Genomic DNA, 18,554 nt, shown 5'->3' on the forward strand with positions numbered 1-18,554 from the left:
GCCAGATGCGGCCAGGAAGCCCGGCATCGCGCGCCATCATTAGTGCGTGGAGGTGCTCCCCCGCGCGGAATTCTTGTCCTGTCCAGAACTATTATGACTCAGCCCACGCCCGAAGCGCAGGTCCTCGCGCAATTCGTCCACGACCATGGCATCCGAATCGATACGGCCGGTACGGTACCCGGCGCGGGAAAGCATATGCGCGGAGATGGGCGAGGTGATGAGCTGGCAGCCGATCACGAGCAGCAGCGTCCACGTCATTGAGGGGTCACGCACCAGGCAGGCCGCGCCCAGGCAACCCATGATTAGGGAGAGGACCTGCGGTTTGGTGGCCACGTGCAGGCGCGTCATGAGGTCCGGGTAGCGGAACATGCCGATGGCGGCCACGAAGGTGAGTGCGGCGCTGGCCAGCATGAGCGCGGCGCCGATAATATCCCAGGGGCTCACGGCCGGACTCCTTCCTGCTCGGTATCGCGGTCCGGATCGTGGGCGGGGCTTTCGTCTTCTTCTTCGTCGGTTGTTTCGTGTTCGTTCGCCTTTTCGAGGCGCCGCATTTCCTTCGGGTCGTTTTGGTCCACGGGCCGGATGAAGCGCGCCACGGCCACGGATCCGAGGAAACCAACAATGGCGACGACGACGAATACCGCCAGCAAATCCGCTCGCCGGGTCACCGCCGCGAGCAGGCAGAGCGCCCCCACCATAATCGAAGTAATGACATCGAGTGCCCCCACTCGGTCGAGAACCGTGGGGCCTTTGACGATACGGACCGTGACCAGCAGCGCGGAGATAGTCAAGAGCACCCCGCAGATCACCATCACGATAATCATCGTTCACCTCCGGAACTATCGGGAGCGAAGGGAACGGGCAGACGCCCGGCCTTCGGGCTGGACCCGGGCACGAAGCCAGCCTGCACCAGCTCACTGCGGGAGGCGAAAGCGCGCAGCACCCGCTCTTCCAAATCGAGTACCGATTGGTGCGCGGCGCTCACTCCCCCGGCCATGCCCACGTCAAATACGTGCACGTAGAGGGTACCCGTGGCGGCGTCGGTATCGATCACGAGCGAGCCGGGCACCAGGGTGGACATCCCGGCAGTTATCGCCAGGTAGGCATCGGAGTGGGAACGCAGCCGCACGCGGATCACCGCGCCGCGCGGGGTGGCGCGCCGCAGAATAAACCGGGCTTGCTGCCAGGAGGCATGCACGAGGTCGCGCACGAAAATCGCAACCAGCCGGATCACACCCCAGATCCGGAAACGCCCGTCGAAAGACGCGGTGGGGAAAGGCGCCAGCTCGGTGACGAGAAGGGCGAGGGCAAAACCGGCCACAATATTGGCGGCGCTCACCTGCCCCCACAGCAGTACCCACACAATGGTCAGCCACACCAGCACCCCCAGGGAGGCGCTCGGAAAACGGCCTTCACGCCGGGTGACCAGGCGGATTGCTTCACTATCGCGACTCATTGCTCACCTCCGGAAGCTGCGGGAAGGGGCGCGGGACCTTGCGCGGGAACCGATGTGAGACCCGCCGTGGGTACGGGCGCGGGCGTGTGGAACGACGGCGCACCACTTGGCACCGGTGCACCGGTCGGCACCAGAGTGGGAACCGGCGTGGGGCTCGGGGAGCGCAGCAGGCGCGGGCTCTCCTTCGGCTCGGGAGTTTGGGTAAAGGTGCCGGTATCCGGGGTGGAATCCTCGTGGGGCACCACGGTTTCTTCATCCACCTCCGGGGAGATCCCGGTACCGCGATCCCAGTCGGGAAGCACCGCGCTGATATAGGGGGTGCGGGCTTCCAGCTCGGCAGCGGCGCCGTCGGTAAAAGAGCGCAGCGGCGCGGCCGCGAAGGTAATACCGAGCATGACCGCGATAAGCCCGGAGGCGGAAATCACCATGCCGCTCGGGTAGGTGGTGGAGGGCAGCTCCGCCGGGGCTTCCTGCCAGAAAGCCATATTCCAAGCGCGGATCACGGCGTAGAGAGTGAGGAGCGAGGTGACCAGGCCGGCCGCGATGAGCACCCAGTCAATCACGGTGCCGCGCGCTGCACTTGCTTCCAGCAGCCCCACTTTGCCGAGGAATCCGGATAGCGGCGGAATACCGCCCAGGGAGAGCGCAGGGAGGAAATACAAAACCGCAACCATGGGGGCCGCTCGCATAATGGAGCCGAGCCGCACGAGCGACGTCGTTCCTGCCACCCAGCCGATCAGGCCCACCACCAAAAACAGCGCGGTCTGCACCACGATATGGTGCACGGCGTAGAAAATCGTGGAGGAGAGCCCCGCTTCGGTGGAGATAGCGATACCCCAGATGAGGTAGCCAATATGACTGACCAGGGTGAAGGACAGTAGACGCTTAATATTTTCCTGCGCGATCGCACCGAGGATACCGATGAGCATGGTGGCCACCGCGAAACCGGCGAGGATATCGTCCAGGCGCCCGCCCGGGAAAAGCAGCACCTGGGTGCGGATAATCGCGTACACGCCCACTTTGGTGAGCAGGCCGGCGAATACAGCCGTGACCGGGCCGGAGGCGGTCGGATAAGAGTCGGGCAGCCAGGCGGCCAGCGGGAAAATCGCGGCTTTCAACCCGAAAGCCACGAGGAAGAGGATCTGGAGGACCATGCGCATTCCCGGATCCACCTGCGGGAGTTTGACGGCCAGGTCGGCCAGGTTCACGCTGCCCACCGCGGCGTAGGTGAGGCCGAGCGCGGTGAGGAAGATGAGGGAAGACACCATGGAGACGATCACGTAAACCGAGCCGGAGCGCATCCGTTCGGCCGTGCCACCCATGGTCAGGAGCACGAAGGAGGCGGCCAGGAGAATCTCAAAGCCCACGTACATATTGAAAAGATCGCCGGTGAGGAACGCATCGGACACCCCGGCGGACAGAATCATAAAGGCCGGGTAGTACACCGAGGTGGGGGCGCCGCGTTCACCGTCTGCCACGCCCTGGAATACCGAGTACACCAGCACGATCAGGGTCACCGTGACCGAGGTGGTGAGCATAATGGTAGAGAGCCTGTCAGCCACCAGGGAAATGCCCACGGGCGCCGCCCAGTTCCCCACGTCCAGGGTGATGGGACCGCGCGCGGAAACGAAAAGCAGAATGACCGCCACCACGAGGACGATGGACAGCATCCCCACCGCGGTCCAGGCTTGCACGCGGCGCCGGCGCGGAACCGCCAGGAGCACACCGGCCGCCAGCAGGGGCAGCACGATGGGAACGGGGAGTAGCCAGGAAATCATCGCCGTGCACCTCCCGCGTTGCTGTTGCGCCCCGCGTTGCCGCCGCGCCCACTATTCCGCGGCTTTCCACCGTTCGTGAGCGAACCGTCCACACCGTGGGTGGCATTCGGGTTAGCCACGTAGCGGTGCCGGCGGCGCTTGGGCTGCCGGCGGTTCCAGCGGCCCAGACGCCCGAAACGCGGGGCCGGAGTATCGGTTTCGTCGCGGAATTCCGCGGAGGTTTCCTGCAAGTCTGTTCCCACTTCGGATCGCTGGCTGCTTTCTTCTAGTTGTTGGCGAACGGCGACGGCGCGATCCTCCACGTCGTCGCGTACTTCGTCATCATCGCGCAGCTGCCAGGTGCGATAGGCCATGGCCAGCAGGAAGCCGGTGGTGGCCAAAGTAATGACAATAGCGGTGAGCATCATGGCCATGACCAGCGGGTCCGCCCACAGGTCCGGGGAACCGTTGCCGATAAAGGGCGGGTTGCCGGTGCGGCCACCCGCGATAAGGAAAAGAATATTGACGCCGTTGGAGAGGCAGCCCAGCCCGAGGATAACCCGCGATAGGGAACGCTCCAAAATAAGATAGACGCCCACGGCAACGAAAACCCCGCACATGAGGATGAGGGCGAGAGATACGCTCATTCTTGCTCTCCTTCCGTTGCTGCATCGCGTTGTTCGGCGGCCAGGGCCAGGCGTTCGGCTTCTTGTTTCGGGGAGGTGCGCTCGCTGAGCTCGGCCTGGGATTCCATTTCTTCACGCAGGTTCTGACGGGCGTCGTGGGAGGGCTCAATGCGAATATCAGCATCCCAGACGCCTTCTTCCATTTCCCCGTGCCGGTCAATTTCCCCGCCGAGGGACCGCAGAATTTCGGCTACCAGGCCAACAACCGCGATATAGACGCCGGTGTCAAAGATGAGCGCCGTCGTAAAATGAACCTCCCCAAAGATCGGAAGCACCATATCGATTTTCGCGGTTTGCAGCGGGTTACCGCCCAACATAATGGGGGCGAGCGAGGAAAGAGTGGCTAGGCCCAGCCCGGTTCCCAGCAGGTGCGCGGGGAGGATGGGGAGGGTGGCGCCCAGTTCGAAACGCCCGCCGGCAAGGTAACGCAAGGTCAACGCGATGCCGGCCAGCAGCCCGCCGGCGAAACCTCCGCCCGGCATATTGTGCCCGGAGAAAAGGAAGAAGAGCGAAATAATGAGAACGGTATGGAAGACCAGGCGGGTGCCGATTTGCAACATAATCGGGCGAGAGGCCACCCCGGGGCGGTTCGCGGAGGCGAGCCAGGCTCGGTTGCGCCCCGAACGCTTCGCTTCTTCTTCGGCGCGCAGCGAATTGCGCACATAGGCCACCGGGTCATCACCGAGGCGGTGCAAGCGTTGCGCCCGTTCACTTTTCGCGCCGAGGATATTGCGTAGCCGATCCGTGCCGCCGAAACGGTCGCGTACAAAGAGGAGGGAGGCGATGCCGACGGCGCAGACCACCAGCACGGACGTCTCCCCCATGGTGTCCCAAGCCCGGATATCCACGAGGGTAACGTTGACGATATTGCGCCCGTACCCGAAACGGAAACCTTCATCAGCGAAAAGCTCCGAAATAGGCGCGTGGGTGCGCACCCCGGCTGCCAGATACGCCAGCCCCGCGAAAAGCAGCCCCATGATGGCCGCGAAAACGATGCGGAAGCGCTGGGTGCCTTTGGTGCGGCGGGAAGAGAAATAGGAGGGCAGGCGGCGCAACACCAGCACGAAGACAACGAGGGTGAGAGTTTCGGAAAGCACCTGGGTGAGAGCCAGGTCCGGCGCCCCGTACATCTCGTAGGTGAGGGCAACGGCGTAGCCACCGATTCCCATGAGGATCACGGCTTTGAGGCGGTGGCGAGAGGCCGCGGCAAGCAGCACGCCCAGGCAGCCAACAACGGCCACCGCGGCCTGCGCCCAGCTATCGAAGAGCCGGGGCACCACCAGGGTGCCCACCGGGTTGGTGAGCAGCGCAATGCCCACGGTGATGAGCAGGAACCAGAAAATGGTGAGGAGGTAGGTGGGAAGCGAACCGGATTGGGTGCGGGCGGTGACGGTCATGGAGAAACGCTCGGTGCCCGAAACAATGCGCTGGTAGGCTTCCTCGGCGCTGGTGCGGATGGCGTGGCGCTGGGTGAAGGCAGAAATGCGGTGGCGCTGCCAGAAGAGGAGGAATCCGGCCGCGAGGATGGCGAGGGTCACCAGGAAGGGCCCGTTGAAGCCGGACCACAGGTGCAGGTGGCCCTGGTAGGGGGCCAGCACCGGGTATTGGGCCAGGTACTGTTCTAGGAAAGCGCTGATGGGCGCGGTTGCGAGCCCGGCCACCAGGCCCGCAGTCGCCAATATTCCCACGGGCCAGATCATGACCGCGGAAACATCACGGACCTCGGTATCTTCCACGCGCGGTTTGCGCATGAAGGCGCCCCACCAGAAACGCAGGCCGTAGGCCACCGTGAGCGCGGAGCCCACCGCGATGAGCACGAGCACCGCGATATCGGTGGCGCTACCACCCCACAGGGCGCCGAGCGCACTTTCTTTCGCCACGAAAGCGGCGAAGGGCGGGAAACCCATCATGGAGGCATCCGCCATTCCGGCGAAGGTGGCAACCGCGGGCATATTGCGGCCCACATTGGATAGTTCGCGCAGGTCACGGGTGCCGGTGCACACGTCCACGATGCCCACGGAAAGGAAGAGCGCGGATTTGAAGAGGGAGTGAGCCAGCAGCAGCATGAGCCCTGCCAGCAGCATCGCCGAATCTCCGTAGCCGACGAAAAGAATAATGAGTCCGAGCTGGGAGACCGTGCCGAAAGCGGTAACCAGCTTAATATCGGTTTGTTTGAGGGCCCGGTAGCCGCCCAGCAGCACCGTGTACGAGGCGAGGATGATTACCATCCAGCGCCAGGCGGGATTATGCGCGAAACCGGGGGCCAGGCGCGCCACCAGGTACACCCCGGCTTTGACCATCGCCGCGGCGTGCAGGTAGGCGGAGACAGGCGTGGGTGCGGCCATGGCGGCCGGCAGCCAGAAATGGAAAGGTACCAGGGCGGATTTGGAGAAAGCCCCAATAAGTACAAGTACGACGGCGCTCGTCAGCAGCGCGGAATTCCCCGGTGACAGCGTGGCTTCGTGGGAAGCCACCACGAGCTCGTGCAATGAGAAGGATCCCCCGGGCATGACCCCGAGCATGGTGATCCCGCCCAGCATGGCCAGCCCACCTGCCGTGGTCACAATAATGGCCTGGAAAGCCGCGCGCCGCGAGGATTGCCGGTCGGAATAGTGGCCGATGAGGAGGAAGGAAAAAACGGTGGTGAGTTCCCAGTAAATATAGAGGGCTATGGTGTTATCCGTGGTGACCAAACCGAGCATAGCCCCGGCGAAAGCCACGAAAATCGCGCCGAAACGGCCCAGGTAGGAGGCATCGCGTTTGAAATACCGCGCCGAGTAGAAGAGCACGGCCGCGCCCACCCCGGTGGCGATGAGGGCGAGGAGCAGGCCGAGGGCGTCAATGCGGATATCCAGGTCCATGCCCAGTTGGGGCACCCAGGTGAGGGATTGCTGGTAGATATCACCGCGGAGGATGCGGGGGATGAGGCTGAGGAGCCACAGGAAAGTACCGGCCGGGAGGAGGGCGAGGATTGCGAAGCCGAAACGCCCGCGCTGCATCACGAGCGGTGCACACAGCGCCCCCACCACAAATAGCAGGAGCACATATGCCACGGCAGCCTCCGTCCCTTCGCCCTTTGCCATGCACGCCGGGTGCGCTACGTGCTCTACGTGCGGAGCGTGCCAACCATACGCCACTGAGCCCCTCCGCGGGTGACCTGGCACGATGCAGCCGGTAGGTGCGGGCGCCGGTTTCTTAGGCGGTGGAGCTCGTTGTTAACGCATGGAACATCATTACAGTAGCGAAAATATGGGCGAGTGTCCCGTGTTTCCGCTCTCGATGAGACCGCGCGGCCAACGCTTGCTTTGGGAGCGCGAGGCTTGCTAGGGCCGGATTTTAATTATCGACTTCCGGGTAGTGGGTCACGTCGATACGGTGGAAGTTAAGGTGGGACCGCGAGGCTGTGGGGCCGCGCTGACCCTGGTAGCGCGAACCGCTTGCGCCAGCTCCGTAGGGGTTATTGGCCGCCGAGGAGAGTTGGAAGAAGCAGAATTGGCCCACTTTCATGCCGGGATAGAGCTTGATCGGCATCGTTGCCGTATTGGACAGCTCGAGGGTTACGTGCCCGGAGAAGCCCGGGTCGATGAACCCGGCGGTGGAATGGGTGAGGAGTCCCAGGCGCCCGAGGGAGGATTTTCCTTCCAGGCGAGCTGCGACGTCGTTCCCCAAGGTGACCTGCTCAAAAGTGGAGCCGAGCACGAACTCTCCCGGGTGTAAAACGAATTCGCCGTCGGCCGGGACTTCTACCAGGCGCGTGAGGTCGGACTGGTCCGCGGCCGGGTCGATGACCGGGTATTTGTGGTTATCGAAGAGTCGGAAGAAGCGGTCGAGGTGAATATCGATGGAGGAGGGCTGTACCATCTCCGGATCCCAGGGGTGCAGGGCGATGCGGCCCTCGCTCACGGAACGCAAAATATCAACATCGGAAAGTAACACGCCTAGATTCTGACACGCCCGCGCGGGTGGGCGCTACCTGCGCGGCGGTATGTGGAGGAATTGGAGCAATTCGGGCGGGCTTTGCGCTGGCGGGGATGGCACGCTAGGATAATCACCTAGTGATTCTTTCGCGCCTGCGGTTCGGCCGCTCGCGTGAGGTTTCACCGCTCTCGCGGGCGTAGTTCATCGGTAGAATGGCAGCTTCCCAAGCTGCAGAGGCGGGTTCGATTCCCGTCGCCCGCTCCAGTTTTCGGGCAGCGAGTCCGCCCATATATCAATATCATGCCCATTAGAATCGCAAGCGTTAGTACTACCCACCCACATCCAAGGAGGGATGACGGTGACTAATGAATTCGCAGAATCCGCCAAAGTGAAGGCGAAGGGACGCATAACCATCCCAAAGGTGGTGCGCGAGCGGCTGGGCATCAACAAAGGAGACCGCATTGCCTTCGTCGTAGACGGCAGCGACGTGCGCGTGATCAACTCCGCCCGCTATGCAATGTCAGCGCTCCAAGCTGGGCTAGCGGGCGAAGCGGAACGTTTGGGCCTCGATTCCGAAGAAGCCGTGAACGATCTGGTCGCGAGTATTAGAAACAGTTAGTCAGGCGGGCTAACTCTCGCCAAAACCGACACCCACACCCCCTTCAAATTAGGCTATATTCAACCTAGGATATGTTGTATATTCTTCTTGGAAGGGGAGGTAAGCCATGAATGTCAATACGAATACCTTGGTACCAATTTCGGAAGCGAATCAGAATTTCTCAAAGGTGGCGCGATTGGTAGACGAGTATGGCTCAGCCGTTATTTTGAAAAATAATCGCCCTCGTTACATCATCACAGAATTCGCTAAGGCGGATGAAATCACAGAGCCGGACGATGCCGAGCTCGCGAAGGTCTCAGCCGCACTCATAAGAAAAAATGCGCGCGTATATGAGGAACTGGCGAAGTGAAGTAGCTAAGCAAGCGGCAGATCCTCCTGATTCACCAGGAACTGCTTGAAACATCAGGTGGGACATCGGGGCTCCGAGACGAAGGCCTCTTAGATTCAGCCCTCATGACTCCATTACAGAGTTTTGGTGGGCAGGATCTGTACCCCAGTCTTATTGATAAAGCTGTTCGCCTTGCGTTTGGGCTTATCAAGAATCATCCGTTTATCGACGGAAACAAGCGTATTGGCACGCACGCGATGTTAGTCTTCCTCGCGCTCAACGGTGTGGAACTGAGCTATACGGACAATGAGATGATTGCGATTATTTTAAGCGTGGCTGCGGGACAAGTAGATGAATCAGGCCTACGCGCATGGATTGACGAACACCTCCTGTAGTTACACTGCGCTCCGTCGTCGCTATCGATTCAACATCGCCAGTTGAAGAACCCCACATGTTTCCCCCTCTTGAAAACGCTAAAATTCATCGGTGGCCGCACACCGCGGGCCCACACTACGGGCCCGCGCTGCACGGCGCCGGCGTCAGTCACGCCAAGCGCGGCTACGATTCGAAAACTGGTAGAAAAGGGATAACCGCATGGATGAGGAGAAGGTTCTCGGCATGGAGCAAGCGCGCGGGAAGCGACGCGGCTGGCTGCCGCTATCCGAAACGCTCTCGCTTATTTCAGTGGTTATCGCAGTGGCCGTGCTCGGCTTGAATATTTACGACCGTCACGAGGCAATCAAAGCCGAGCAGTTTTCCCAGGCCAACCAAGCTTTCGTCCAAAATAAGATCACCGCCGAGGAACACCGCACCGACACCGGCAAAATCGGCCGGCAGATCACCTCGAGTTTCCACAACGCCTCCCCCAACCCAATCTTTGACCTTACGCTCGCGATGCCCGCCCCACTTGACGGCCTCACCGTCTCCGCCGACCATTATCACGAATTCCGGCAAACCTCCGCCGGGTACGAAATCACGTTCCCCACGCTCCCGCCGAAAGAAAAAGCCGAGTACATCGACACCTATGCCGACAGCCTTTTCGGCGACCGGCCCCCACTTACCGTCATTAACGAAAACTTCCGTTTCTGCTTCACTGACGTGAACGGCCAGCGTTGGCTCGCTGACCATCGCGGCGCCCAGCGCATTTCGTCAACAACGCAGTGCATTCCCGATAAGAACGACGACGCCGCCTAGCCCGCCGCCAGCACACATGGCGATGGGGTGCTGGGCTGCGCGGCTGGCTACGCAGCAACTTTGGATGCGTCCTCTATCTTGAGCGTGTACGTCGTCGAAAACACGGTGAATGACAGCACCAGCAGCACGAGCAGGCACACCCCGGCCACCGGCAGCAGAATCATGCGGTCCACGGATTTCACCACGAAGGGCAGGGCCGCGACCGCGCTAAATAGCACGATGAGGCCAATAATGGCTCCCTTCTTGAGGCGATAGCTGAGATAGATGTCATCACCTTCCGCCGCGGAGAACGATACGGAATTGCTCTTGAGGGGAACCAGCGTTCGCACCTGGGCAACGCAGGCGCCGGAGCCCACCTCGAAAACATTATCGCGCTCGGGAAGCAGTACCTCCGGGCGATTCTTTCCGTTGACGCTCAAATAATGGCGACCCCTATCATCGAAGAAGAACCACCGCCTTCTCACATGTAACCGTGCCATGACCTGCACCTCCTTGTGCCTACGTAACCGCGCCCCTACATAACGCCGTTACGCATAATTTTATCGCATTTATTCTGTGCGGCATTCAATTTAATTATCCCACTGTGGCCGGCGGCGCTTTTCACCTCTAGGATGGGGGAAGAACCAGAAAGGAGGCCGCATGCGCGATATTGCACCCTATTCACAACGCAAGCATTACGAACTGCCTTCTTCCCTAGATGCGCTTCGCGGCCCTGGCATGGGTGGCACTCTCTACCTCGACCACTCGATCATCTGGGCCCCGAATTCCCCGACGATCCACCTCGAAAGCAACGGCCTCATCAAGCGCGGTTATACAGCATTGATCAACGAGGGCACCACAGAACAGCAGGAGCGCTGGCTAAATCGGGAACTCCTCATGCAGGTCTGGACAACACTTAGCTTGCCGTGGCGCGTCTATGAGATGTGGGAATCAAAATTCCCGGAGCTGCCGGAGAATCGGATCTTCCATGGAAAATCTCGAATTTCAGCGTAAACTCACCCGCCTTCTTCTTTCAGGGATTGAAGAGTACGGCTTCGTGCTGTGCGGCTCGGGAGCACTACGCGAGCACGGAATCACTATGCGCCCCACTGAGGATATCGACCTTTTACCATCCAGGAGCATATGGATACGTTCCCGCTGGCGTATCAAAAGGTACTGGAAACGTGCATCAAACACGGCTTCAAGGTTGTGACGTCGCATATAAGCAGCCAGTACGCCAACTTGGCCATCTCCGATGGAGATAACGTTTTATCCATCGATATGGGTGTTGATTGGCGCGGCTTCCCTCCAGCCACGTTAAACATCGGCCCAGTTCTGGCGGAGGAAGATGCCGCGGGTAGCAAAGTCGCCGCATTGTATTCCCGCGCAGAATCTCGTGATTATTTAGATGTGGATTCACTTCGCCGCAGCGGTCGCTATAGCGACGATCAGCTCATAGCCCTCGCCAAGGAAAGTGATCTCGCATTCGACATGGGATTCTTTATTCAGCGCTTAGAAGCCTGCGCTTACGTGGAGTTCGACGAGGTGGAGCAGTACGGCATCTCCGAAGAAGATTTCCACGCCATCCAAGAACGCTACGCTCAGTGGCATACAAGCCTGAACAGGTAAAGCGGCACCCAGTATCCCTTCCCTGTTACCCACGCATTCGCCAGCAAGAAAAGACCTGGGCATAACGTCACAGGGAAACGGTTTTCAACCCCCCTGACCTGCGGATTAGAATAACGATAACAATTCTCTATTCAAATCAATGTTACATTCACTGTTCAACGATTTGGAAATAAGGAAGGGATCTCGTGACCTCTTTTCGTAAAATAGCGGGTGCCACACTCGCGGCCACCCTTATATTCTTCGGCGGCACTCCCGCGCTCGCCGATCCAGCCTCCCCCGCGGGAGCTCCAAGCTCCGAACAAGCCAACTCCGCGAAGTTCGGCGGCGCCATCGCCAAAAACTTCTTCCTGGTCGATGGACTGACCGAGGCTGAGGTGATTGCCTCCGTCAAGGCTCAGCTCACTAAGAACGGCCTCAATCCTGACGAGTATGACTTCACGGTCAAGAACCTCAGCGAGGCCAACGCTAACTCGTACGGCCCGAAGCGTAAAGATCGCGTTAAGGAAGTACCGGTTACCGTAGCCAAGAAGGGGACTCCGGACACCTTTGAAACCTACAACGTCAAGGTTTTCTACTACGCTCCGCCGTTCGCGTTCCGGGAGGAAAACCCGGATCCCGAAAAGGGCGCACCTCAAAACCACAGCACCCATAACGCGGGCAAAGTAACTGTTGCCGACCCGAATAGCTACACCCTGTCCGCGGATCAGCAGGCAAAGATCGTTGACGCATTCCTGAAGAACAACCCCGCTCTCGGTCTCACCCGTGATCAGATCACCGTGGATGATCAAGGAAAGCTCACTATTGCGAACAAAGCCGGTGAAGACGAGTTTAGCGTCGTTGTTCCTAGCACCGAATCCGTGAGCGTTATTGGGGAAGTTCCCAATATTCTGGTCTTCTTGGATCCTTCCACTAACACGGATCCGAAAAAACTGAAGTCCACGCCCATCCCACCCGTAACTGTCACCCTCAAGACTGACGACTACAGCAAGGGTAAGCTTTGGGGAACTAATGCTCCGGGCCAAGGTGAGAACTGGCTTGCCGCAAAACAGCTCACAGGCTTCGACTTCAAGCTGGCCGGCAATACCGCTATCATTTCCGGCCAGTACGATGCCGGGCAATCAAATACTATTGGCGGTAAGCGTTTCATTGGTGTTCGCACCGATGCCTCAGGCGATAAGCGCTACACCCAATCTTTCTCCAACTTGTTTAAGGTACGCGTCATCCCCACAAAGGAGGAGACGCTTATCCGCAGCTTGGATACCGATGAGCCCTTCACTCCCGATGACGTGAAAGGCCTTATCGGCGTGGATTACAACAAGCTCGGAATTCTCAAGTACGGCGACGACGCGGGAGTTTCTAAGCAGGACGTCCACAACGAGGTCAAGGGCAAGATCACCAAGGACATCACGGTTGATCGCATGACCCACGATCCCGGTACCCAGACGTTCACCGGCACTCTGAAAACCGATCTCGGCGCGGTCTCCCCGAAGCTCACCGCGACCATCATTTACTACACTGCCCGTATCTCCGAAACCACGGTGTCCGACCCGAACAACCTCACCCCTGGCGAACAGGCAGCTATCGAGAAGAAGACCCGGGAGCTCAACCAGCTCAAGGACACGGACAAAGTCACCGTGGACAAGGAAGGCAATGTCACGATTGTCTTCAACCGTAACGGCAAGGACCTCGGCACCAAGACCTTCAAGGCGCCGACGGTGAAGCCTTCTTACCCGGATTCGAGCGGAAAGTCCGGTTCCACGGTTGAAGTTCCGATCTCCACTCCGGAAGACTTTACTTTCCCGGACGGCTCTACATTTAAGATCGACGGCGATGCTCCTGCTGGTCTCACCGTTGGCAATGACGGCAAGATTACCTACCAAATCCCCGAGGATAAGGAGACCGGCGACGTGACGGGCACTGTGCTCGTGACGATCCCCGGGCAGCCCGATCCAGTGAAGGTTCCCTTCAAGATTGCCGTTACCAAGCCAAAGATGGCCGAGAAGATCAAGATCAACGACCCCGAAATCACCGGCGTTGTCGATCCGAACAACCTCACCCCTGAGGAACAGGAACAAGTCAAGAAGGCCGTCGAAAAGAAGAACCCGGATCTTCCGAAGGGCACCACGATCACCGTCTCCGAAAACGGCACGGTCACAGTGACCTTCCCGGATGATTCCACGACGCAGATCCCTGCTGAGAAGACGGTTCGTCAGCTCAAGGACAACGAGAAGATCAAGATCAACGACCCCGAAATCACCGGCGTTGTCGATCCGAACAACCTCACCCCTGAGGAACAGGACCAGGTCAAGGACAAGGTCAAGAAGGCCAACCCGGATCTCCCGGAGAACACCCAGGTAACCGTCGGCAAGGACGGCACCGTCACCGTCACCTTCCCCGACGGCTCCGAAACCCAAATCCCAGCCGACAAGACCGTCCGTCAGCTCAAGGACAACGAGAAGATCAAGATCAACGACCCCGAAATCACCGGCGTTGTCGATCCGAACAACCTCACCCCTGAGGAACAGGACCAGGTCAAGGACAAGGTCAAGAAGGCCAACCCGGATCTCCCGGAGAACACCCAGGTAACCGTCGGCAAGGACGGCACCGTCACCGTCACCTTCCCCGACGGCTCCGAAACCCAAATCCCAGCCGACAAGACCGTCCGTCAGCTCAAGGACAACGAGAAGATCACCCTCAATGACCCTGAGCTCACCGGCGTGGTTGACCCGAACAACCTCACGCCTGAAGAGCAGGAGCAGGTCAAGGACAAGGTCAAGAAGGCCAACCCGGATCTCCCGGAGAACACCCAGGTGACTGTTGGTAAGGACGGCACCGTGACCGTTACCTTCCCCGATGGCTCCACGAGCCAAATCCCGGCGGAGAAGACCGTCAAGCTCCTCACCCCGGCCGATAACGGCGATGCCGACAAGGGCAATAAGGGTGACAAGCCGGACGCTTCCAAGCCCACCAAGGTCAAGAAGGTCAAGAAGCTGCAGCACACCGGTGCTGATGTGACGCTTGAGCTCTTGGCCGCGGCCGCCGCGGTGGCTGCCGGTGGTGCCCTGGCTGCTGGGCGTCGTCGCCGCTAAAATAGTTTCGGGAACGTGATCGTACGATCACGCCGAAACAAAACTAACGCTCCCCGGGAGTGGCCGAAATATCGACCGTTCCCGGGGAGCGTTGCATTCATGGCTACATTCACATCCGCACCCGCAACCGCACCCGCATCAACAAAAATCTTAACGAGGAGGTTTCGCTATCATCCACACCGCGGCTCGCTGCGGATCGCTCGCCAGTTCTTTCGTTTTGCTCGCAATGTGCCTCGGCGCTCTGGCTCTCAACCTCACGGACACCTGGCACTTCACGCCCGGAACCGCCGCGCCCGCCGTTTTTGTGGCTGCCACGGTGGTGCTGGCCGCCACTGGCACCGGCTACACGTACCGGATTGCCAGCTGGACTCGAGCAAGCATCAGCTACGCATTATGCGCGGTGGTGCTCTGCGCCGGCGTCGTTTCGCTATGGCGGGCGAGCAGCCCTGAAACACTCAACCTCATCGGCGCTTCCGGATGGATAGTTGGATCCCTCGGTGTCTGCGTCTCAGCACTCCGAGCCTGGCAGTCCGCTCGGCCCGGCAACTCCGCACCGCAGGTGTAATATCCCCTTGCCCCACAGAAGTGCGTCAGCATATACTGACGGCATGGTGACGAAGAAGCAGCGAGCAAAGCTAGATCCTGCGGTGATCGCGGAGAAGCTGCGCGCCGCCCATGCCATGCGGGTGGAGGCTGATCGCGTCACGAAATACTACGTCGAGGAAGCGGTGCGCGCGGGCATGTCCTGGAGCGATATTGGCCGTTGCCTGGAGGTAACCAAGCAATCAGCCCATCGCAAATACGCGGCGGGGCTGCCGCGCGACCTAAGGAACCCGTCATGAAAATGCCTGCCGCCGCTGCCCTGCAGCTCATCCAGAATTCCGCTTTCGAAGCGCGCCGCGCCTGGCGGGAAGAGATCAGCCTCGTTGATGTTTTTCTCGCCCTGCTTGCCAGTGGTGGTAGCGCTAGCCGCCTCTGCGCCCGCGCCGGCCTCACGCTGCGGGTTGCGCGGGAGCACGTTGACCAGCTCCACGCGGAACGCCTCGAAGAATTTGGGCTACCGCCCGTGCAGTTACGTGAACGCACTCGCGTTGAGATTTTCGACGACGCCGCTGAGCTCGCCCCACCCGCAGACCTGCGGAAATTCCTTAGTGGAAAATTCCCAGGCAACGATTATCACTGCGGCGTAGCTATCCGTTTGCTTCGCGATGAGGCTTCGTGCCGCGCGATTGTGGAACGCGCCGGGATTGACCACAAGCAGCTTATCGTTGCGCTTGCCGCAGCTGAACCCCTCACCCAGCCCCGCCGCTTCCGCGGCGCAAAACGGCTGCGCATCTACCTACCGACCAGCGCCCGCGTGGTACGCGAATACGCGGCATCCCCGGAATTCGACTCCGCTAATTTTACCGATGCTTCCTCAACAGGAACTCGCTGGAGACTTCGTTACCCGGGATCAGAAGGCCAGCCCACGGTATGGGAGCTTTCCGAACCGCACGATTTGTCTGGGCCGCGCAAAGCTTCCGAAAAACACTCCCGCCGCTTGGCTGTGCTTGCGGAAGACGATCCGGAAGCCGTATCGAGCGCTACCGGCGAAGGCTGCTTCGTCACCCTCACGGAAAGTTTCGGCAAACTCGGATTAATGTCCCGGTTCATTTTCCGACTGATCCCTATTGGAACGATGATCCTCGCTAACCAGGCGAATTACCTGGCAGACCGAGTGGCACGCTCCGCGTAGCACAGGTTGCGCGCCGTCGTACCACCATAAGGGTACGACGCCGCAGCTACCGGCAACGCGCGAGGAAATTCTTCATGATCGTGCGCCCACAGGGGGTGAGGATCGATTCGGGATGGAATTGCACCCCGAAGACCGGGAAGCTGCGATGCTCCACCGCCATGACTTCGCCGTCCCCCACGCAGCGCGAAGTCACGGCCAAGTCCTCCCCGAGGGTATCTTCGCGCACCGCGAGGGAATGGTAGCGGGCCACCATTTCCTCATCCTCGCACCCCGCGAAGAGGGTGCTAGACGTATCCATGCGGGCCGGGCGGGCAATGCCGTGCACCACCTCGGCCGCGTACGTTACGGTAGCGCCGAAAGCCTCGCAGATCGCCTGGTGGCCCAGGCACACCCCGAGGATGGGGTATTTTCCAGCCAGTTGCTCCACCAGCGGCATGGATACACCGGCATCGCGAGGGAAGCCCGGACCGGGGGAAATAATAATGCCATCCGGGGCCAGCGCATCAATCTCCGCCACGCTCAGGGCGTCGTTGCGGACCACCTTGACATCCGGGCGGAAAGTTCCGACCAGCTGCACCAGGTTGTAGGTGAATGAATCGTAGTTATCAATGATGAGGATCATTAGCATTCCTCCAGCTGGGCGGCGTCGTGCAAAGCTTCTAGGACGGCCGCGGCCTTATTGAGTGTTTCTTGGTATTCGGTGGCGGCAACAGAATCCTGAACGATACCTGCGCCGCTGCGTGCGTAAACCTTATTGCCAATCTTGTAGGCGATGCGGATACCGATGCAGGTATCGAGGTTCCCGGAAAAATCGAGGTACCCGATCGCCCCGCCATAAATACCACGTTTATTACCTTCGAGGTCGTTAATGAGCTGGCAAGCCCGAATCTTCGGTGCCCCGCTCAAGGTACCGGCCGGGAGAATCGAGGCCACCGCGTCCAGGGCATCGAATTCTGGGCGAATTTTCCCGCTTACCGTGGAACCGATATGCATAACGTGGGAAAAACGCACCACGTCATGGAAACGATCCACGTTCACGGTGCCGAATTGTGCCAGGCGCCCGATATCATTACGCCCCAAATCCACGAGCATATTATGTTCGGCCAGCTCCTTCGGGTCTGCCAACAATTCTTCTTCCAGGCGAGCATCCTCCGCGGAGGTGGCCCCGCGCGGGCGGGTACCGGCCAGCGGGAAGGTGAAGAGGGTACCATCCTCCAATTTCACCAGGGTTTCCGGGGATGCCCCCGCCACCTCAATATTGTGCCCGCTGAAATAGAACATATACGGAGAAGGATTAATGGTGCGCAACACCCGATAGGTATCGATAAGGGAGCCGGTGAATTCCGCACGCAGGCAATTAGAGAGCACGATCTGGAAAATATCACCTTCGTGAATATAGTGCTTGGCGCGCTCCACCATCGCCACAAACTCCGCCTCATTAAGCACCGGAGTAATGGGCCCCGTCAGCTGCCCGGACGTATCCGCCACCGGCTCACCGTGCAGGAGCAGCCGGGCCAGTTCGTGCAATTCTTCGGTAGCCCGCGGGTATTCTTCCTCGAGATTATCGAGCCCGACCACCTTGATTAATATTATTTTTTGACGGAAGTTATCGAAGGCAATAACGGTGTCGAAAAGCATAAGATCGACATCATTAAAACCCTCCTCGTTCGGGGCATCGAGGCGCAGGGTCGGTTCGGCATATTTTACGTAGTCATAGGAAAAATAGCCCACCAGCCCACCGGCAAAAGGTGGCATCCCCGGGATTTTCGGGCTGCGGTAGCGGGCGAGCACCTCGCGAATCGCATCCGAAGGGGAATCATAGGTGGCCGGCTGGTCATTAATACGCACTTGCCCGTCCACTGCGGTTATTTCGAGTTTCGGATCATAGCCGAGGAACGTGTAGCGCCCCCAGGTCTGATCCTGACCCGCCGATTCGAGCATATAGACGTGATCGGAAACGTTTTTGAGGATCTTCAGGGCGGTGACGGGCGTCAGGGAATCGGAAAGAATTTCGGTGGCAACGGGCGCGGCACGGTACTCGGATCCGAGGGCGCTCAGCTCAGCGAGGGCAGGGTAAAATTGCATAATTATCCTTTGTGATAACAGTGCGGGGGTCTTGATTTATGGGGTTACGTTGATCCCTAGGGGCACGTACACGCGAAGC

19 protein-coding genes, 1 tRNA gene and 1 pseudogene are annotated in these 18,554 nt (G+C 59.8%); 11 read left to right on the forward strand and 10 right to left on the reverse strand.

The genetic code is table 11. The features are described 5' to 3' along the window. Positions 1-39 precede the first annotated feature (39 nt). From mnhG to dcd, 7 genes are all read right to left on the reverse strand, one after another. A complete protein-coding gene (mnhG, locus tag HMPREF9237_RS01100; RefSeq protein WP_016441871.1) occupies positions 40-444 on the reverse strand; it encodes a monovalent cation/H(+) antiporter subunit G in 405 nt (134 codons plus the stop codon). Next, the gene (locus HMPREF9237_RS09145; protein ID WP_016441872.1) at positions 441-824 is read right to left on the reverse strand and encodes a monovalent cation/H+ antiporter complex subunit F; all 384 of its coding nucleotides are present in this window, start codon (positions 822-824) and stop codon (positions 441-443) included. The genes mnhG and HMPREF9237_RS09145 overlap by 4 nt, the downstream gene beginning before the upstream one ends. Next, positions 821-1,456 carry a Na+/H+ antiporter subunit E gene (locus HMPREF9237_RS01110; protein WP_016441873.1) on the reverse strand — a complete coding sequence of 212 codons (636 nt, stop codon included), beginning with the start codon at positions 1,454-1,456 and terminating at the stop codon, positions 821-823. The genes HMPREF9237_RS09145 and HMPREF9237_RS01110 overlap by 4 nt, the downstream gene beginning before the upstream one ends. Next, complete coding sequence (locus HMPREF9237_RS01115) at positions 1,453-3,234, reverse strand: Na+/H+ antiporter subunit D (protein ID WP_016441874.1); 1,782 nt, start codon at positions 3,232-3,234, stop codon at positions 1,453-1,455. The genes HMPREF9237_RS01110 and HMPREF9237_RS01115 overlap by 4 nt, the downstream gene beginning before the upstream one ends. After that, positions 3,231-3,860 (reverse strand): Na(+)/H(+) antiporter subunit C, encoded by a 630-nt coding sequence (locus HMPREF9237_RS01120; RefSeq protein ID WP_016441875.1) that lies wholly within the window; start codon positions 3,858-3,860, stop codon positions 3,231-3,233. The genes HMPREF9237_RS01115 and HMPREF9237_RS01120 overlap by 4 nt, the downstream gene beginning before the upstream one ends. Next, a complete protein-coding gene (locus tag HMPREF9237_RS01125) occupies positions 3,857-6,982 on the reverse strand; it encodes a Na+/H+ antiporter subunit A (RefSeq protein WP_231366640.1) in 3,126 nt (1,041 codons plus the stop codon). The genes HMPREF9237_RS01120 and HMPREF9237_RS01125 overlap by 4 nt, the downstream gene beginning before the upstream one ends. A gap of 253 nt (positions 6,983-7,235) precedes the next feature. After that, entirely contained in the window at positions 7,236-7,835 is a 600-nt protein-coding gene (gene dcd, locus HMPREF9237_RS01130) for a dCTP deaminase (protein WP_016441877.1), read from the reverse strand. 172 nt (positions 7,836-8,007) lie between these two features. Between dcd and HMPREF9237_RS01135 the strand changes: the two genes are divergently transcribed. The 5 genes and pseudogenes from HMPREF9237_RS01135 to HMPREF9237_RS01155 all read left to right on the forward strand — a co-directional run bounded on the left by HMPREF9237_RS01135 (position 8,008) and on the right by HMPREF9237_RS01155 (position 9,958). Beyond that, positions 8,008-8,081: transfer RNA gene (locus HMPREF9237_RS01135), tRNA-Gly, on the forward strand. Between the two features lie 88 nt (positions 8,082-8,169). After that, a complete protein-coding gene (locus tag HMPREF9237_RS01140) occupies positions 8,170-8,436 on the forward strand; it encodes an AbrB/MazE/SpoVT family DNA-binding domain-containing protein (RefSeq protein ID WP_039898156.1) in 267 nt (88 codons plus the stop codon). A gap of 106 nt (positions 8,437-8,542) precedes the next feature. Then, positions 8,543-8,785, forward strand: a complete 243-nt coding sequence (locus HMPREF9237_RS01145) for a type II toxin-antitoxin system Phd/YefM family antitoxin (RefSeq protein ID WP_016441879.1) — start codon at positions 8,543-8,545, stop codon at positions 8,783-8,785. A gap of 17 nt (positions 8,786-8,802) precedes the next feature. Continuing rightward, positions 8,803-9,159 (forward strand): annotated as a pseudogene (locus HMPREF9237_RS01150) (type II toxin-antitoxin system death-on-curing family toxin); the annotation flags it as partial. Positions 9,160-9,358: 199 nt separating this feature from the next. Beyond that, on the forward strand, positions 9,359-9,958 hold the full coding sequence (locus tag HMPREF9237_RS01155; protein WP_016441881.1) for a hypothetical protein: 600 nt from the start codon (positions 9,359-9,361) through the stop codon (positions 9,956-9,958). 47 nt (positions 9,959-10,005) lie between these two features. Here HMPREF9237_RS01155 and HMPREF9237_RS01160 read toward each other — a convergent pair whose 3' ends face one another. Then, the gene (locus HMPREF9237_RS01160; protein ID WP_016441882.1) at positions 10,006-10,437 is read right to left on the reverse strand and encodes a hypothetical protein; all 432 of its coding nucleotides are present in this window, start codon (positions 10,435-10,437) and stop codon (positions 10,006-10,008) included. A 160-nt stretch (positions 10,438-10,597) separates the two neighbouring features. On the opposite strand from HMPREF9237_RS01160, the gene HMPREF9237_RS01165 reads away from it, so the two are divergent. The 6 genes from HMPREF9237_RS01165 (at position 10,598) to HMPREF9237_RS01190 (ending at position 16,390) form a co-directional block, all read left to right on the forward strand. Next, positions 10,598-10,951 carry a hypothetical protein gene (locus HMPREF9237_RS01165; RefSeq protein ID WP_016441883.1) on the forward strand — a complete coding sequence of 118 codons (354 nt, stop codon included), beginning with the start codon at positions 10,598-10,600 and terminating at the stop codon, positions 10,949-10,951. Between the two features lie 129 nt (positions 10,952-11,080). Continuing rightward, positions 11,081-11,566 (forward strand): hypothetical protein, encoded by a 486-nt coding sequence (locus HMPREF9237_RS01170; RefSeq protein ID WP_016441884.1) that lies wholly within the window; start codon positions 11,081-11,083, stop codon positions 11,564-11,566. Positions 11,567-11,751: 185 nt separating this feature from the next. Further along, positions 11,752-14,655: a Rib/alpha-like domain-containing protein gene (locus HMPREF9237_RS01175; protein ID WP_016441885.1), complete on the forward strand. Its 2,904-nt coding sequence runs from the start codon at positions 11,752-11,754 to the stop codon at positions 14,653-14,655. A 226-nt stretch (positions 14,656-14,881) separates the two neighbouring features. Next, complete coding sequence (locus HMPREF9237_RS01180) at positions 14,882-15,220, forward strand: hypothetical protein (protein ID WP_016441886.1); 339 nt, start codon at positions 14,882-14,884, stop codon at positions 15,218-15,220. Positions 15,221-15,263: 43 nt separating this feature from the next. After that, positions 15,264-15,497, forward strand: coding sequence for a hypothetical protein (locus tag HMPREF9237_RS01185; RefSeq protein WP_016441887.1), 234 nt, complete (start codon positions 15,264-15,266; stop codon positions 15,495-15,497). Beyond that, a complete protein-coding gene (locus HMPREF9237_RS01190; protein ID WP_016441888.1) occupies positions 15,494-16,390 on the forward strand; it encodes a hypothetical protein in 897 nt (298 codons plus the stop codon). Before HMPREF9237_RS01185 ends, HMPREF9237_RS01190 begins: the two co-directional genes overlap by 4 nt. Positions 16,391-16,436: 46 nt before the next feature. Here the strand turns inward: HMPREF9237_RS01190 and HMPREF9237_RS01195 are convergent, their stop codons facing one another. Then, positions 16,437-17,012: an anthranilate synthase component II gene (locus HMPREF9237_RS01195; protein WP_016441889.1), complete on the reverse strand. Its 576-nt coding sequence runs from the start codon at positions 17,010-17,012 to the stop codon at positions 16,437-16,439. Then, a complete protein-coding gene (locus tag HMPREF9237_RS01200; RefSeq protein ID WP_016441890.1) occupies positions 17,012-18,475 on the reverse strand; it encodes an anthranilate synthase component I in 1,464 nt (487 codons plus the stop codon). The genes HMPREF9237_RS01195 and HMPREF9237_RS01200 overlap by 1 nt, the downstream gene beginning before the upstream one ends. Positions 18,476-18,554 lie beyond the last annotated feature (79 nt).

Origin of the sequence: Actinotignum schaalii FB123-CNA-2, assembly GCF_000411135.1 — a bacterium.
GTDB lineage: Bacteria > Actinomycetota > Actinomycetes > Actinomycetales > Actinomycetaceae > Actinotignum > Actinotignum schaalii_A.

Excerpts from the sequence above, each read along its gene's own strand:
- HMPREF9237_RS09145 (WP_016441872.1), bottom strand. The coding sequence starts at position 824 with ATGATTATCGTGATGGTGATCTGCGGGGTGCTCTTGACTATCTCCGCG.
- HMPREF9237_RS01110 (WP_016441873.1), bottom strand. The coding sequence starts at position 1,456 with ATGAGTCGCGATAGTGAAGCAATCCGCCTGGTCACCCGGCGTGAAGGC.
- HMPREF9237_RS01115 (WP_016441874.1), bottom strand. The coding sequence starts at position 3,234 with ATGATTTCCTGGCTACTCCCCGTTCCCATCGTGCTGCCCCTGCTGGCG.
- HMPREF9237_RS01120 (WP_016441875.1), bottom strand. The coding sequence starts at position 3,860 with ATGAGCGTATCTCTCGCCCTCATCCTCATGTGCGGGGTTTTCGTTGCC.
- HMPREF9237_RS01125 (WP_231366640.1), bottom strand. The coding sequence starts at position 6,982 with ATGGCAAAGGGCGAAGGGACGGAGGCTGCCGTGGCATATGTGCTCCTG.
- HMPREF9237_RS01140 (WP_039898156.1), top strand. The coding sequence starts at position 8,170 with ATGACGGTGACTAATGAATTCGCAGAATCCGCCAAAGTGAAGGCGAAG.
- HMPREF9237_RS01145 (WP_016441879.1), top strand. The coding sequence starts at position 8,543 with ATGAATGTCAATACGAATACCTTGGTACCAATTTCGGAAGCGAATCAG.
- HMPREF9237_RS01155 (WP_016441881.1), top strand. The coding sequence starts at position 9,359 with ATGGATGAGGAGAAGGTTCTCGGCATGGAGCAAGCGCGCGGGAAGCGA.
- HMPREF9237_RS01160 (WP_016441882.1), bottom strand. The coding sequence starts at position 10,437 with ATGGCACGGTTACATGTGAGAAGGCGGTGGTTCTTCTTCGATGATAGG.
- HMPREF9237_RS01165 (WP_016441883.1), top strand. The coding sequence starts at position 10,598 with ATGCGCGATATTGCACCCTATTCACAACGCAAGCATTACGAACTGCCT.
- HMPREF9237_RS01170 (WP_016441884.1), top strand. The coding sequence starts at position 11,081 with ATGGATACGTTCCCGCTGGCGTATCAAAAGGTACTGGAAACGTGCATC.
- HMPREF9237_RS01180 (WP_016441886.1), top strand. The coding sequence starts at position 14,882 with ATGTGCCTCGGCGCTCTGGCTCTCAACCTCACGGACACCTGGCACTTC.
- HMPREF9237_RS01185 (WP_016441887.1), top strand. The coding sequence starts at position 15,264 with ATGGTGACGAAGAAGCAGCGAGCAAAGCTAGATCCTGCGGTGATCGCG.
- HMPREF9237_RS01190 (WP_016441888.1), top strand. The coding sequence starts at position 15,494 with ATGAAAATGCCTGCCGCCGCTGCCCTGCAGCTCATCCAGAATTCCGCT.
- HMPREF9237_RS01195 (WP_016441889.1), bottom strand. The coding sequence starts at position 17,012 with ATGATCCTCATCATTGATAACTACGATTCATTCACCTACAACCTGGTG.
- HMPREF9237_RS01200 (WP_016441890.1), bottom strand. The coding sequence starts at position 18,475 with ATGCAATTTTACCCTGCCCTCGCTGAGCTGAGCGCCCTCGGATCCGAG.